The sequence below is a fragment of the Streptomyces sp. NBC_01235 genome, from assembly GCF_035989285.1.
Classification (GTDB): Bacteria; Actinomycetota; Actinomycetes; order Streptomycetales; family Streptomycetaceae; genus Streptomyces.
Map to the genome: position 1 here is coordinate 2,122,783 of NZ_CP108513.1, position 14,241 is coordinate 2,137,023.

At 69.8% G+C, this 14,241-nt stretch carries 10 protein-coding genes and 1 pseudogene; 9 read left to right on the top strand and 2 right to left on the bottom strand.

The window, feature by feature from the left end; genetic code table 11:
- Window positions 1-118: 118 nt before the first annotated feature.
- A complete protein-coding gene (locus OG289_RS09005) occupies window positions 119-598 on the bottom strand; it encodes a carboxylesterase family protein (RefSeq protein ID WP_327313490.1) in 480 nt (159 codons plus the stop codon).
- A 477-nt stretch (window positions 599-1,075) separates the two neighbouring features.
- On the opposite strand from OG289_RS09005, the gene OG289_RS09010 reads away from it, so the two are divergent.
- The 9 genes and pseudogenes from OG289_RS09010 to OG289_RS09050 all read left to right on the top strand — a co-directional run bounded on the left by OG289_RS09010 (window position 1,076) and on the right by OG289_RS09050 (window position 10,060).
- Window positions 1,076-1,609, top strand: coding sequence for a hypothetical protein (locus OG289_RS09010; RefSeq protein ID WP_327313491.1), 534 nt, complete (start codon window positions 1,076-1,078; stop codon window positions 1,607-1,609).
- 90 nt (window positions 1,610-1,699) lie between these two features.
- Window positions 1,700-2,164, top strand: a pseudogene (locus OG289_RS09015) (transposase); the annotation flags it as partial.
- 533 nt (window positions 2,165-2,697) lie between these two features.
- Window positions 2,698-3,579: a transketolase gene (locus tag OG289_RS09020; RefSeq protein ID WP_327313492.1), complete on the top strand. Its 882-nt coding sequence runs from the start codon at window positions 2,698-2,700 to the stop codon at window positions 3,577-3,579.
- Window positions 3,576-4,565 (top strand): transketolase family protein, encoded by a 990-nt coding sequence (locus tag OG289_RS09025; protein ID WP_327313493.1) that lies wholly within the window; start codon window positions 3,576-3,578, stop codon window positions 4,563-4,565. The genes OG289_RS09020 and OG289_RS09025 overlap by 4 nt, the downstream gene beginning before the upstream one ends.
- A complete protein-coding gene (locus OG289_RS09030; protein ID WP_327313494.1) occupies window positions 4,552-5,355 on the top strand; it encodes a glucose 1-dehydrogenase in 804 nt (267 codons plus the stop codon). The genes OG289_RS09025 and OG289_RS09030 overlap by 14 nt, the downstream gene beginning before the upstream one ends.
- 93 nt (window positions 5,356-5,448) lie before the next feature.
- Window positions 5,449-6,462 (top strand): ABC transporter permease, encoded by a 1,014-nt coding sequence (locus tag OG289_RS09035; RefSeq protein ID WP_327313495.1) that lies wholly within the window; start codon window positions 5,449-5,451, stop codon window positions 6,460-6,462.
- A gap of 183 nt (window positions 6,463-6,645) precedes the next feature.
- Window positions 6,646-7,611, top strand: coding sequence for a sugar ABC transporter substrate-binding protein (locus tag OG289_RS09040; protein ID WP_327313496.1), 966 nt, complete (start codon window positions 6,646-6,648; stop codon window positions 7,609-7,611).
- Window positions 7,612-7,691: 80 nt separating this feature from the next.
- The gene (locus OG289_RS09045; protein ID WP_327313497.1) at window positions 7,692-9,137 is read left to right on the top strand and encodes a sugar ABC transporter ATP-binding protein; all 1,446 of its coding nucleotides are present in this window, start codon (window positions 7,692-7,694) and stop codon (window positions 9,135-9,137) included.
- A gap of 668 nt (window positions 9,138-9,805) precedes the next feature.
- Window positions 9,806-10,060 (top strand): MarR family transcriptional regulator, encoded by a 255-nt coding sequence (locus tag OG289_RS09050; protein ID WP_327313498.1) that lies wholly within the window; start codon window positions 9,806-9,808, stop codon window positions 10,058-10,060.
- Between the two features lie 239 nt (window positions 10,061-10,299).
- On the opposite strand, the gene OG289_RS09055 is transcribed toward OG289_RS09050, so the two are convergent.
- A complete protein-coding gene (locus OG289_RS09055) occupies window positions 10,300-14,016 on the bottom strand; it encodes an nSTAND1 domain-containing NTPase (protein ID WP_327313499.1) in 3,717 nt (1,238 codons plus the stop codon).
- Window positions 14,017-14,241: the final 225 nt, after the last annotated feature.

The window sequence follows — 14,241 nt, forward strand, 5'->3', positions numbered from 1 at the left end:
CACCCCGCGGACCTGCGCCGATACCCCGGTGCGGGGTGTGCGCCCGAAGGAGTGGCCGTACGCGCACGCCTGGTGGCGCCCGCGTACGGCCTTCCCCTACCGGCTGGACGCTGTCGGCTCAGAAGGCCGCGGTCTGGTTTTCGAGGTACTGCTGCAGGAAGGCGTACTTGGCGTCACTGTCCGCGGCCGGAAGCGTCGCGAAGCGATCACCCAGTTCCATCGACAGGGGTTTCGACGTGCGCAGGGCCGGCCAGGCCGGCAGGCGGCGTCCGTTGGGGTTGCCGGTGGCCGCGAAGTTGGCCACGTAGGAGGAGGTCGTGTCGGCGATCGCGTGGTCCGCGTCGGTCCAGGGGCGGTCGGTGCCGTACAGGTTGCCGAACAGGTAGTACTTCTCCGCGCCGTGATAGACGCCGACGCCGTTCGCGGGTTCGATCGGGTTGGTGGTGTCGGAGCCCGGCGGGACGTGGGTCCACCAGTAGTTGTAGACCGGGCTGCGGTTGCCGGCGGTCTCCTTGAACCGGGTGCCCCACAGGAAGGTGGACGCGCGCTCGTCGTCGCGCGCGTAGGCGATGTACTGCGCCGCCGCCTCCGCGTCCATCGTGGCGGGGTAGAGGGCGAGGAAGTCCGCGGCCTTGTCGCCGAAGGTCGTCGCCGCGTACGCCTGGTACAGCTAGCGCATCTTTCTGACCTGCGCTTATGCGAGGCGATGAGGCTGTGACCTGCTAGGACGGGTTGCAGAGGCGATCGGAGGCAGTCAGAGGAAATCACTCTGATTCGACCCCGGTTCGACCCGGGTCGCTCAGAGGCAGTCAGAGGCATCAGCCCCTGAAACTGGCCTGTGAGGGACACGAGTTGGCCGGTGTGGATCACCAGTGGACCACTCTGGCGGCGCTCTGTTCCGACCTCGGTCGAGCTGCGATGGGGACGCCTGCCTCCACTCGGGGCCGGTATCACTAGGTCCTCCAGGACGGCAATCCTGGAGACCTTGCCGGCGCCGATGGAGGTCGGTTCCGGACACCACCCGTGGTTTTAGCGGGCCTGGGTGGCGTCCACGTCTTTGCGAGACGACCCCACCGTGCCAGACAGCACCCATCACGCCCTCTCTCAACGAAACTCCAACGACTTCTGCGGAATTCTCAGCCCCGTCCAGCTTCCGTCGGCCGCGACCGATCTCATTCTGCTCGGAGACCTCACCGGCCGCTACGCCACCGGCAGTTACAGCAGGCTCGCCTCCGACGGCCGGAGCCTGGTCCTGCGCCCGGACCGGCAGGGCGCTGCCGAACACGGGCACCGGATCACCGCGGCCATCGCCTGCCACGTGGCCCGCGCCGGCGGCACCATCGACCAGCTCACGCAACTCCTGCTGCACCCGGAGCACGAAGGCGGACGCCACGCCCAGAACAAGATCGAGCGCCGCAAGCTCGTGGCCACTTTCGACGAGGCCGAGCGCGCCGCCGCCCGCAACACCCGCGACGTCACCGCCCACGTGGTCATGGTCAAGGCCGACGACCGCACCAGCCTGCCCCGCACCGCCAAGGACAAGCTCCTCGACCCCGCCCAGGGCGAGGGCATCGACCCGGACCGCGACGAACCGTTCCCCCTCGCCTAGCCTGCGCGTTTCACTTGCCGCGGTGTCCGGATCTTGATCGGAAACGCGAAAGTGCCCTCTGAGCTGGGAAGATGAGGCTTGCGAAGGTCTCTGTCATCCCAGCAGGAAGGCACTTTCTGCGTGCACACTACCGCCTCGCGCCCCAAGCTCGTCGTCTCGGCCGACGGCCACGGGGTGGTCAGCCACGCAGGGTCCCGCCTGCTGGCCGATCTCGCTGACGCCACGGGCCTGACCGCCGCGTTCACCGACGCGCTGCGCCGCCTGCGGCCACGCGGCACCGGACACAACCCGGGCAGGATCGCGGTGGACGTGGCGGTGATGCTCGCGGACGGCGGCGAAGCCATCGCCGACTTGGCCCTACTGCGCGACCAGGCCGAGGTCTTCGGCCTGGTGGCCTCTACCCCGACCGCCTGGCGCCTGCTGGCCAGCATCGACCACACGGCACTGGCAGCACTGCGCACGGCCCGAGCTGCAGCGCGCGAGGTCGCCTGGCTGCAGGCCGCCGAGACGGACAGAGGCATACCCGCGGCCCAGGCCGGCGGGCGGGACCTGGACTACATACGCCGGGTCTGGGCCAGCGCTTCGGAAGCTCCAGTACCAAGTCGCTGAGCTCCCGGCACGGCGCGTACGAGGCCCTCGCCGCGCTGCGCGACCGCATCGCGACGACCGCCCTGGCATGGGTTGCGGGGACGGACCGCGCTGCGGGTTCTGCGGGCGCACCTGAACTTCGCCGTGATCGCGGGCGGCCTGGCCGGGAGGGCTCTCAGCCACAGCACTCAATGCTGCGCCCGTGACGTCAGACGGGCCCCCGCCGCGTCCGGCGCCATGACACGAACCGGCACCCGTTTCCGCCCTACCGGCCGATCTCGCACCTCGGCGGCCTGCAAAGGCACCGATTCACCCTATTGACACGCGGCCGAAACGCGCTCAGCATGATGGCGTTCGCGATTCACTACTGAATAGCTATTCACTCGATCCGGCAACCAGCCGACAGCCCCACCCAGCGCCCTGCCCCGCTCGCCGGGCCACTCCGGCCGACGCCGCGAGACCCGTCGGACCCCAAGATCCAGCGATCAAGGACGATCCAGATGCTCACCACAGACCCAGCCGGGACCGTGCGATTCCGGGAACGGCGTCGGCGTATCGCCGATGAAGATCTGGCCGGCCGGCTCCGCGAGCTGAGGCAGCTGTCCACCGACGTGCGCCGCAGTGTCGTGCGGATGATCGACGGCGCCCAGCTCGGTCACATCGGCGGCGATCTGTCGGTGACGGACATCCTCGCCACACTGTTCGGCGGCGTGCTGGCCGTGAACCCCGAGAAGCCGCGGGACCCGGATCGTGACCGCTTCATCCTCAGCAAGGGGCACTGTGCGGCCGCCCTGTACGCGACGCTCGCCCACAGCGGCTTCTTCCCGCTCTCCGAGTTGTCCACGTTCATGGCGCCGCTCTCCCCGCTCAACGGCCACCCGAACCGCAGGAAGGTGCCGGGCGTCGAGACGAACACCGGGCCCCTCGGACACGGCTTCCCCGTGGCGGTCGGTTGTGCTCTGGCGGCCAAGGTGGCGGGCCGCTCGTACCGCACGTTCGTGGTCCTGGGCGACGGCGAACTGCAGGAGGGAAGCAACTGGGAGGCGGCGATGACCGCCGCGCACCATGACCTCGCCTCGCTCACGGCCATCGTCGACCGGAACCGTCTACAGCAGGGTGCACGGACGGAGGAGACCAAGCGTCTTGAGCCGCTCGCGGACAAGTGGGCCAGCTTCGGCTGGGAAGTCCGGGAGCCCGACGGACACGACCACGGACAGCTGCTGTCCGCACTGCGCCCTTCCACCACCGGCAGGCCGGTCGCCGTCGTGGCCCACACGGTCAAGGGCAAGGGCGTGTCGTTCATCGAGGACCGCGTGGAGTGGCATCACAAGGTGCCGAATGCCGCGCAGGTTCAGGCCGCCTTGGAGGAGCTCAGCCGATGACTGCCGACGTCATGCGCGAGACCGCGCAGACCTACGACTGCCGCCAGGCGTTCGCGGACGAACTGATCGCGCTGGCCGCCGAGGACGAGCGGATCGTCGCCGTGTGCAACGACTCCGTGGGGTCGAGCAACCTCGTCCGGTTCAGAGAGCTGTACCCCGACCGCCTCATCAATGTCGGCATCGCCGAGCAGGACCTCGTCGGCGTCGCCGCCGGGCTGGCGATCGGCGGGTTCATCCCGTTCGTCAGCGCGGCGGGTCCCTTCCTGACCGGCCGCGCCACCGAGCAGATCAAGACCGACGCCGCCTACAACGGACTTCCGGTGGTGCTCTGCGGCCAGAGCCCCGGTCTGGCCTACGGGGAGCTGGGTCCGACCCACCATTCGATCGAGGACCTGTCCTGGATGCGGGCGATCGCCGACCTGGCCATCGCCGTGCCCGCGGACCCGGTACAGACCCGCGCCGCCGTCCGCTGGGCCGCCGCGTACGACGGACCCGTCTACCTGCGCATCCCGCGGTTCAAGGTCCCGTCGGTCACGCCGCAGGACGCGCCGTTCGAACCCGACCGCAGCATCCAGCTCACCAACGGCGAGGACATCACCGTCATGGCCGTCGGGACCATGGTCTCCCGTGCCCTGGCCGCCGCCGAGACGCTGCGGGCCGAGGGTGTCGGCGCTCGGGTGCTGAACATGACGTTCGTCGAGCCGCTGGACGTCGAAGCCGTCCTGCGGGCCGCTCGCGAAACCCGGGGAATCGTCACCGCCGAGGAGGCGACCACCACGGGCGGCCTCGGCGCGGCTGTGGCGAGCTTCGTCGCGCAGAACCATCCCGTGCCCATGCGGATACTCGGCGTGCAGCGCGAGTTCGCGCCGACAGGGAGCGCCGCCTTCCTGCTGGAGCACTTCGGGCTGACGGCCGACGGCATCGTCTCCGCCGTACGGGAGTTGCTGGCCGGCGGCCACGGGGGCGGTGAACATGAACAGGAATGAATCCCGTCGATTCGAAGGCAAGTGCGTCATCGTTACCGGCGCCGCACAGGGCATCGGACGCGGGATAGCCGCGCTGTTCACCGACGAAGGCGCGGACGTACTGATGCTCGACCGGTCCGAGGCCGTCGAGGAGGCGGCCGAGAAGGTCGCCGCCCAGCACCCCGGCGGCAACGCCATCGGCGTCCGCACGGATGTCACCTCAGCGGACGATGTGGCCCGCGCCTTCGACCTCGCCAACCACGACTGGGGCGGAGTGGACGTCCTGGTCAACAACGCCGGCGTCATCACCATCAGCCCGCTGGAGGACCTGGACCTCGCCGACTGGCAGAGGGTCCTCGCCGTCAACACCACGGGGACATTCCTGTGCTCCCAGGCCGCCGCCGCGAGCATGCGACGGCACGGACGCGGCGGGCGCATCCTCAGCGCCGCCTCCGGACAGGCCCGTCAGGGCTTCACCTACACGCCGCACTACGCGGCCAGCAAGTTCGGGGTCGTGGGCCTCACGCAGAGCCTGGCCAAGGAGCTCGCCAAGGACCGGATCACCGTCAACGCCTACTGCCCCGGCATCGTCGGCAGCGACATGTGGGACTACAACGACCGCGCATGGGGCCGGCTGCTCGGCGACTACGAGCCGGGCGAGCTCATGGCCGAGTGGGTCGCCGACATCCCCCTGGGACGGGCCGGCACCGACGACGACGTGGCCAACCTCTTGCTGTTCCTCGCCTCCGATGAAGCGGCGTACATCACGGGCCAGACGATCAACGTCGACGGAGGGATGTTCATGAACTAGCACGTCACACGCGTGACGACAGCGCAGGTGACCGAAGGCGGTCCATGCCACCCCTCCCGACCTGGATGCACTTTTCACTATCCGGAGACCTTCATGAGCACGACCAGCAACGCGGCGAAGCCCGTGGACGCACCGCCGGCCGAACGACGGCTCAAGACGCCATCCTGGGCGACCGGACTGCTCACTGGATCCCGCGGTCCGGCACTGGGCCTGATCGCCATGTGCGTCATCTTCTACATAGCGACGCCGTATTTCCTGACCCAGAACAACCTGCTGAACATCGTCGACCAGGCGGTGATCCTGGGTCTTCTCGCCCTTGGCATGACGGCCGTCATCATCACGGGGGGCATCGACCTCTCGGTCGGCGCGGTACTGGCGCTGGCGACCATGGTGCTCGGGTGGCTCTCCCACGACCAGGGCTGGCCGCTGTGGCTGAGCGCACTCGTCGCGATCGGCGTCGCGGGCGCGTGCGGACTGGCCAACGGGCTGGGCGTCACGTTCACCAAACTCCCGCCCTTCATCGCCACCCTGGCGATGATGTCGATCGCCCGCGGCCTGGCCAACGTCATCACCGACGGCCAGCAGATCGTCGGGTACCCGGACTGGTTCGACAACCTCTCCACCGTCCGCTACCTCGGCGTCTTCACCTTCGTCACCTTCGTGCTCGTCGTGCTGTACGCCGCAGGGTGGGCCTACATGCGCTACCGCACCGGCGGACGTGAGCTGTACGCCATCGGCGGCAGCTCGGAAGTCGCCCGCCTCGCAGGCATCAGCGTGCGCAAGAGGACGGTGCTCGTCTACACCGTGACCGGCGTCCTCGTCGGCCTGGCCGGTGTCTTCCTCTCGATGCGACTCGACTCCTCACAGCCGAGCGCCGGAACGGGCTACGAACTCGACGCGATCGCAGCCGTGGTGATCGGCGGCGCGAGCCTGAGCGGCGGTGTCGGCTCCGTCACCGGGACCCTGTTCGGTGTCCTGATCATCGGTGTCCTGCACAACGGGCTCAACCTGCTCGGAGTCTCCCCGTTCGTCCAGCAGATCGTCATCGGCGTGGTGATCGCTCTCGCGGTCATGGTCGATGTGCTCCGCAGACGCGAGACGCGCTGATCACCTCAGCTCTCAGCTCGACTCGACCTGCCGCGGGTCCCCACCGCCGAGTTACCGCCGCACGGTCGCCTCGCCCCCCACCCGCTGCACCCCGATCTCAAGAGATCGGTTCCTCCCCGCTCACCACTGAACCGCCGCTCTCCCCGAGTCGCCGGGTCCGCTTCCCGAAGGAGCACCATCGTCATGAAGTCCCCATACCGCTGGATCGCCACCGGCATCGTCGCCGCCCTCGCCCTCGGCGCGACCGCCTGCAACAGGGACAGCACCGGCACGACCACCGCCGACGGCAAGCCGGTGACGATCGGTCTCGCCGTCGCCAATCTCCAGGCCGACTTCTTCAACCAGATCAAGCAGTCCGTCGAGGCCGAAGCCAAGAAGAAGGGCGTCAAGGTCGTCGTGGCGGACGCCCGCGGTGACGCGGCGACCCAGGTCAACCAGATCCAGGACTTCATCAGTCGCCAGGTCAGCGCGATCATCTACATCCCGGCCGGCGCCACCGCCGCCGGTGTGCCGGTCAAGGCCGCCACCAAGGCGAACATCCCCGTCATCACGGTCGACCGCAACCCGGAGGACGCGCCGGGCAAGTCGTTCATCGCCACCGACAGCGTCGCGGCCGCCAAGACGCTCGGCGAGTGGGTGATCAAGCAGAAGGACGGCAAGGGCCAACTGGCCATCCTCCAGGGCCAGATCGGCACCACCCCTCAGGTCGACCGGCAGAAGGGGTTCGGCCAGGCGCTCGCCGCGGCGCCCGGGATCAAGGTGGTCTCGCAGCAGACCGCCGACTGGGCGCAGGACAAGGCGTACTCCGTAGCCCAGGACATGCTCCAGGCCCACCCGAGCATCGACATCTTCTGGGGCCAGGCCGACGCGATGGCCCTCGGCGCCGCGCAGGCCGTCAAGAGCGCCGACGGCAAGAAGCGTCTGATCGTCGGCTTCGACGGCGATGTCGCGGGTCTTAAGGCCGTCCGCAACGGCACCATCGACGCCACCATGGTCCAGCAGACCCAGAAGATGGGGCGGATGTCGGTGGACAGCGCGCTGAACATCATCAACGGCAAGACGGTCCCGGCGACGCAGTTGCAGCCGGCGTTCCTGCTGACCAAGGACGACGCGGCGAAGGCCGACCAGTACATCAAGACCCACCCCTGAACCCGGGAAGCAACGTCATCATGACGAACGTCAGCGAAGTTCCGAGGGACCAGCCACACGAGGGCCTGATCGTCCGAGGCGTGTCCAAGCGCTTCGGCGCGACACAGGCCCTGGACCGGATCGACCTCGACGTACGCCCCGGCGAGGTGGTGGCCCTGCTCGGCGAGAACGGCGCCGGAAAGTCCACCATCGGCAACATCATCGCCGGCACGTTCCCCTCCGACACCGGTCACATGACCTGGCAAGCACGGCCGTACGATCCGAAGTCGCCAGGGGACGCGATCACTCACGGCATCGGGCTCATCCATCAGGAGACGCGTCTGCTTCCGGACCTGTCGATCGCTGAGAACGTCTTTTTGGGCCGGCTCCTCACCCGCGGCGGACGCATCGACCGTACGGAGATGAACCGCCGCGCCGAGGAGCAGCTGCACCGTCTCGGGCTGGACATCTCCCCCACCCGGCTGGTCGGCACGCTCCGCGTGGCCGCGCAGCAACAGGTGGAGATCGCCAAAGCCCTGACGCTCAACGCCAAGCTGCTGATCCTCGACGAGCCGACCGCCGCCCTGGGCGGCGACGAAACCGATCACCTCTTCGAGCGGATCGACGCGCTGCGGAAGGAAGGTGTGTCCTTCGTCTACGTCAGCCACCGCCTGGAGGAGATCGCCCGCATCTGCGACCGCATCGTGGTGATGCGGGACGGGCAAAGGGTCGCCACCCATACAACCGCGCAGGTGCCCGTGTCACAGCTGGTCGAGGAGATGGTGGGGCGCAGCGTCGAGCGGATCTTCCCCGACACGGGCGAGCCGGCGGAGCGTGAGGTGCTGCGCGTGGAGTGTCTCTCCAACCCCTCCTTCCGGGATGTCACCTTCAGCGTGCGGGCGGGCGAGGTCTTCGGTATCGCCGGGATCGTCGGCGCCGGACGCACCGAACTCGTGCGGGCCGTCGCAGGAGTCGACCCGGTGACTGAAGGAAAGGTGTCCGTCGACGGCCAAGTGCTGCGGCTGCGCGGCCCCCGGGGCGCGATCGAGGCGGGAATGGCGCTCGTACCCGAGGACCGCAAGGGCCAGGGCGCCGTGCTCGACCTCTCGATCGGCGACAACGTCGTCCTGCCCAACCTCGACCGGGTCGCCCGGCAGGGCTGGCTGACCCCACGGCGCGTCACCGAAGTCGCCACCGACGCCATCAAGTTGATGACCGTCAAAGGACGGGCCGCCCAGCCGGTGCGGACCCTGTCGGGCGGCAACCAGCAGAAGGTCGTCATCGCCAAGTGGCTGGAGCGCAAGCCGAAGGTCATCATCCTCGACGAGCCCACCCGCGGCATCGATGTCGGTGCCCGGGCCGCCATCTACGAGGTGATCGCGGACCTGGCCCGGTCCGGCATGGCGGTCGTGGTGGTCAGTTCCGACCTCGATGAGGTACTGGGACTGTCCCACCGCGTGCTGGTCCTCAGCCGAGGACGACAACAGGGCATCCTGCCGGCGGAGGAGGCGACGAACTCCGCCGTCATGCACCTCGCCACGGCATGACCGTCCGTCTCAAAGCTGCATCGGACAGCTGCACCCGCTGACACGGCTAGCCATCCTCAAGCAGGCCGAGAATCTCTCGAAGGCCCCGTCCACATGGACGGGGCCTTCGACACACAACCCGATGCCATCCACGGGCTCAAGTAGGACGCCGCCTTCTCCTCCTCACACTGCGCGCCCGCAGGTGAATGGGGTAGATGCGTGGGTTGACAACATCCGTGTCAGATCGAGCTCTGAGCCTTCGCGGTCCTGATCGGGGTTTCGACCTGGGCTGATCGCACGGCGGAGCCTTCGTGGGTCGATGTTGTCGATCTTCGGAGGTCCTGGTGGCGGTCGAGATCTTGTCGGATCAGCAGGCAGCCCAGCACTCGTCGCAGCTCTCACGCCTGATGAGTTGGCCGGTTCCAGCCCGGAGGAACGCTCCGCCCGGGAAGAACTGTGCGCTGATGCTTTCTAGCTCCTGGAAGATGCCGAAGCAGTGGCCGGCCATCGCAAGCCGCAGCACCGCGCCGGCATGCAGACCTCCAAGACGATCGTGGGGATCAACAAGGACGCCGAGGAGCCGTGGGCAGCCGCGACGGCTTCTGGATCGGCATGGCGAAGCGATCGATCCAGATCGGCTGACGGCCCTCTCCCCTGGTGCCACCACACCTTTCAAGGAGGACGTGGGGATGTCGCACCTGCAGTACGAGGTCCTGGTCCGGCTCGGCGAGGCTCTGGAGGAGGGCGAGTTGCGTACGACAGAACTCGCCGACGCCCTCTGCGACTCGAAAAGCGGTCTCACCCATCAGGTCACCCAGGTGGAGAAGGCGGGACTGATGCGGCGCCGCTCGTGCGCCGGCGACGTCCGCGCGGACTACCCCTGTCTGACCGAGACGGGCCAGGCCGTGCTGCCCCGGGCCACGTCGACCTGGTGCGGAAGCTGATGATCGGACAGATGGAGGTGACAGAGATCACGCTTCAGAGCATCAGTCCCGACGAGGAAGCCCGTCGACAGTCCCACGCACTCATCGCCGAAGCCCTCGGCGTCGCTCCCGTCGCACAACCGTGTACGGCCGACGCGGCGTGAGGACTGCCGGTCCGGACCCGGGCACATGGCGTACCCGGCGCCCGTGGACGTACGCCTGTTCGAGGGCTTCGTGGCGGTCGCCTGTCGTGACGGAGGCTACGTACACACGCGGCGGTAGGCCGCGTCGGGAACGTACGTGTGCCACTGGGCCCGTGTGAGGCCCGTGCCGCCGGAGCGGGCGCAGACGAGGGAGACGGCTCGTGCGGGATCCACGGCGTACCGCTGTAGCGGAACATGGGCGCTGCCGGCGTAGAGGGTGTGGCTGTCGGTGCTGAAGGCCAGAGTGTCGATGCTGTCGCCTGCGGTGGTCAGCAGGCCGCCGAGGGGTTGCTGGGTGGCGGTGTCCCAGAGCTGAAGGCTGCCCTCGGCGCCACCGACGGCCAGGGTGGTGCCGTCGGGGCTGAAGGCGAGGGCCGTGACGGCTTCGGGGTCGTCGGAGGCGACGTCGAGTGGGGCGGGGAAGACGTTCCGCAGGATGCCTGCGCGGTGGCGGATCGTTCCGTCCCAGAGGGCCACACGGCCGGTTTGGTCGCCGGCTGCCAGGCGGGAGCTATCGGGCGAGAAGGCGAGGGCACCGATCTCGTCGTCCTGAACGAGGTCGCGGGCGATTGCCCGGCCCTCACGGACGACGTGCTGGTCGCCCACGACGAGACGGCCGTCGGGACTGACCGCCAGGCGGAAGCCGGCCTGGCCGGTGAATGTCGCGGTCCTGCGCCGTCGGATGGTGTCCCAGGTCTCCTCGACGACATCGCCGAGGGGTGGTATCCGGGTGGTGTGGAGGGTACGGCCGCCGGGGCCCAGGGCGAGGGCGATGGTGGCCGCGGCCGATGCCGTCGTCGCCAGGTCCAGGGCGTGCAGCGCGCGTTGGTGGGCAACGTCCCAGACCGTCACCCGCTGCGGTGCCGCCTCCCGGCCGGGGGCGGAGACGCCGTAGGCGAGTGTGCCGCCGTCAGGGCTGAATGCCAGCAGGGGCTGGGTGTCGCGCGGTACGACCGGCCATGTGGGGTCGGAGGAGACCGGGAGCGGCGAGGTCGGCAGGGTGTGCAGCAGGTGGCCGTCGCGGGTGTCGCGCAGCGCGAAGGCGTAGTGGTCGCCGGCGAGTTCGGCGGTGGCGAGGGTACGGCCGTCCGGGCTCAGCCGTTCAGCGCCGAGAGGGTTCTTGCGCCAGGGGGAGGTGACCGTCGTCGTCAGGTCGAGGGTGTGGACGGTGCCGGCTTCGAGATAGCGCAGGAGGGGCCGGTCGGGGGCCCAGGCGAAGCCGTGTTCGAGCCGCTGGTTGTCGAGGGGGTGCCGGAACACCGGTGAGCCCGGGGCGGACAGCCGCCACACCTTGATCTCCCGGCGGTCGGCCGTCGCCAGGAACCGCCCGTCCTGGCTCGTGGCGGCGAACTGGGCGGTCGGGTCGGGGAGTGCGGCGACCAGGCGTCCCGAGGTGGTGTCCCAGACCCGCACACCGTCCCGGCCCAGGAGGACGAGCCGGCCGTCGGCGAGGGCGAGGGTGGTGGAGCCGTCGTCGCAGATGCCTTGGACGGTGTTCCAGGCTCCGGGCAGAGCGCGGTGCCCGGCGATGTCCCAGACCCGCGGGGCGTGTCCGTCGGGGCAGACGGCCACCCGTCGGCCGGCGGCGTCGATGGACACGCTCGACTGACCGGCCGGCGTGGTGAAGAGCGGCCTGCCGCCGGGGAGGGAGTAGAGGCGCGCTTTGTCGTCTGAGCCGCTCACCAGGTAACTCCGGCCGCTCGCGGCGAAGTCCACCGTGGCGCCGTCCGGCAGGGGCCCGCCGGTCCACCGTCCGGCACGGGTGTCCCACAGCCGTTGGGCACCGTGGTCCCCCTGCACCACGAGGACCCGGGCATCCGGGGCGGCGGTGATCACCGTGCCGTCTGGCAGCCGTCCCGAGCCGGTGCGGCGGTGGGCGGTCACGTCCCAGGTCCGCCAGGTACGGCCGCTGGCACTGAGCAGAGTGCGTCCGGAGTCGGCGAGGAACCGCACCGGGCCCGTGCCGGGGGCGAAGCTGCCGAGTTCGGGCTGGGTCAGGGCGCCCAGAAGGGCCCGGCGGGACTCCGGCAACGGGGAGATCCGCCAGGCCGCGACGCCGAGCAGCATCGCGGTGCGCGGATCGGTGGTGCGCAGGGAGTCGGCGACCTCGGCGACCCGACGAGCCGCCGTGTCGGTACGCTCCGCCTCGGCGTCCTGCTTGGACCGCCAGGCGGCCAGCCCCACGATCAACGCCACCGCCAGCACTGCGGAGAGGGCGGCCGCCAGCGTTCGGCTCCGGCGCTTCGACCGGGCGGTGGCCTGCTCTTCCGCCGTACGGTTCCCGATCGCGGCGTCCAGGAACGCCCTCTCCGCGGTGGTCAGGCCCAGGGGCCGGCCGGCACCGCTGGCGAACAGCTCCTCCGCCCGGGCCAGGCGGGTGCCCCGGTACAACGTGCTGGGGTCCCGGTCGTGCTCCAGCCAGGTGCGGGCGGCCTCGGTCAGCCGCCGGTGATGCCGCAGCAGTTCCCGGTCCTCGTCGATCCAGCCGCGCAGCCGCGGCCAGGAGGTGATCAGCGCCTCGTGGGCGAGGTGCACCCCGTCCTCGTCGACCGTCAGCAGCCGGGCCCGGGCCAGCCGCTCCGCCGCCACCCGCACCTCGGGGTCCGGCCACTCGGCGAGCTCGCCATGGGTCAACGGGCGCCGCGTGTCGGCGTTGCCCTGCCCCGGTTCGATCAGCCGCAGCAGCAGCTGCCGGGCGGCGTGCGCCCGCGGCCCGGACAACTCCGCATAGGCCGCCTCGGCGCTCGCCGCGATCGCGCCACGCACCCCGCCGACCGCCTCGTATGCGGCCAGCGTCAACATGCGCCCCTTACGCCGCCGCCAGGTCTCCAGCAGCGCGTGCGAGAGCATCGGCAGCCCGCCCGGCTCGTCCAACACGTCCTCGACGATCAGCGCGGTCAGCTCCCGTTCCACGATGAGCCCGGCCGCCTGCGCCGGCCTGACGACCGTCTCCCGTAGTTCGTCCGCGTTCATGGGCCCGACCAGCAGCCCCGCACCGTGCATGGCGTCCACCAGCCCCCGGTGCTCGGCGCACCGGGCGTAGAAGTCCGCCCGTACGGCGATGAGCACCCGGAGTCGGCCGCGCGGATCGCGAGCGGCGAGCAGCAGGTCGAGGAAGCGGCGCCGCTCGGCACGGTCCCGGCACAGGGTGAAGACCTCCTCGAACTGGTCCACCACCACCCAGCTCTCCGGCTCATCCTCCGCCGGCGTCAGCAGATGCCCGTACATCGTGGCCGGCCGGGGTCCCGGAGTGAGCACCCTCAGCGCCACCGGCTGTTCCTGCCGCCCCGCCTCCTCCCGCAGGCGGGGGATGAGCCCGGCCCGCAGCAGGGAGGACTTGCCGCTGCCGGAGGCCCCGAACACCACCGCGAAGCGGTTCCCGCGCACCAGCGCGCGCAGCTCCTCGATCAGCCGGTCCCGGCCGAAGAACAGCTCACGGTCGGCCGGCTCGAACCGCGCGAGCCCCCGGTAGGGCGACACCGCGTCCTCGTCGTCCCGGGCCTCTCCCGCCGCTTCGACCGCGGCCTTCTTCCAGAGCACCTCCCACGCCGCCGGATCGGCGCCGCAGGCCCGGACGTATCCCTGGAGCACGGCGAGCGACGGCAGCCGCTCCCCGCCCGCGGCGTGCGCCAGCGTCGTAGCCGAGAAGCCCGCCGTCTTCGCCATGGCCCGGTACGACGGTCCCCCCACCGACCTGCGCAGCTCCCGGAGCTCATGGGCGAGCCGCTGTACGGGACCAGCATCCGGGTCCACCGGTTTCTCGGGACGTCCCATGAATCGAGCCCTTACGCAGGTGCTGAAGTATTTGTCAGGACATGACGATACGTGTCAGGCCAGGCTGGCGAGAACCCTCTCCGGCTGTGACATGCGCCGTTGTCAACGACGGCTGAAGCCCTGGGCGGACAATGCGTCCGCCGCCCGCGAAGTCGTTTGCCCAGGTGGCCGGATTGTCCGGAGTGGTGGAAGGGGGCTGCCGGACAACTTCCCGGATGGTCGTGT

Bases quoted from the DNA above. Each gene is read 5' to 3' on its own strand.
- OG289_RS09005 (WP_327313490.1), bottom strand. From the start codon at position 598: ATGGACGCGGAGGCGGCGGCGCAGTACATCGCCTACGCGCGCGACGAC.
- OG289_RS09020 (WP_327313492.1), top strand. From the start codon at position 2,698: ATGCTCACCACAGACCCAGCCGGGACCGTGCGATTCCGGGAACGGCGT.
- OG289_RS09025 (WP_327313493.1), top strand. From the start codon at position 3,576: ATGACTGCCGACGTCATGCGCGAGACCGCGCAGACCTACGACTGCCGC.
- OG289_RS09030 (WP_327313494.1), top strand. From the start codon at position 4,552: ATGAACAGGAATGAATCCCGTCGATTCGAAGGCAAGTGCGTCATCGTT.
- OG289_RS09035 (WP_327313495.1), top strand. From the start codon at position 5,449: ATGAGCACGACCAGCAACGCGGCGAAGCCCGTGGACGCACCGCCGGCC.
- OG289_RS09040 (WP_327313496.1), top strand. From the start codon at position 6,646: ATGAAGTCCCCATACCGCTGGATCGCCACCGGCATCGTCGCCGCCCTC.
- OG289_RS09050 (WP_327313498.1), top strand. From the start codon at position 9,806: ATGTCGCACCTGCAGTACGAGGTCCTGGTCCGGCTCGGCGAGGCTCTG.
- OG289_RS09055 (WP_327313499.1), bottom strand. From the start codon at position 14,016: ATGGGACGTCCCGAGAAACCGGTGGACCCGGATGCTGGTCCCGTACAG.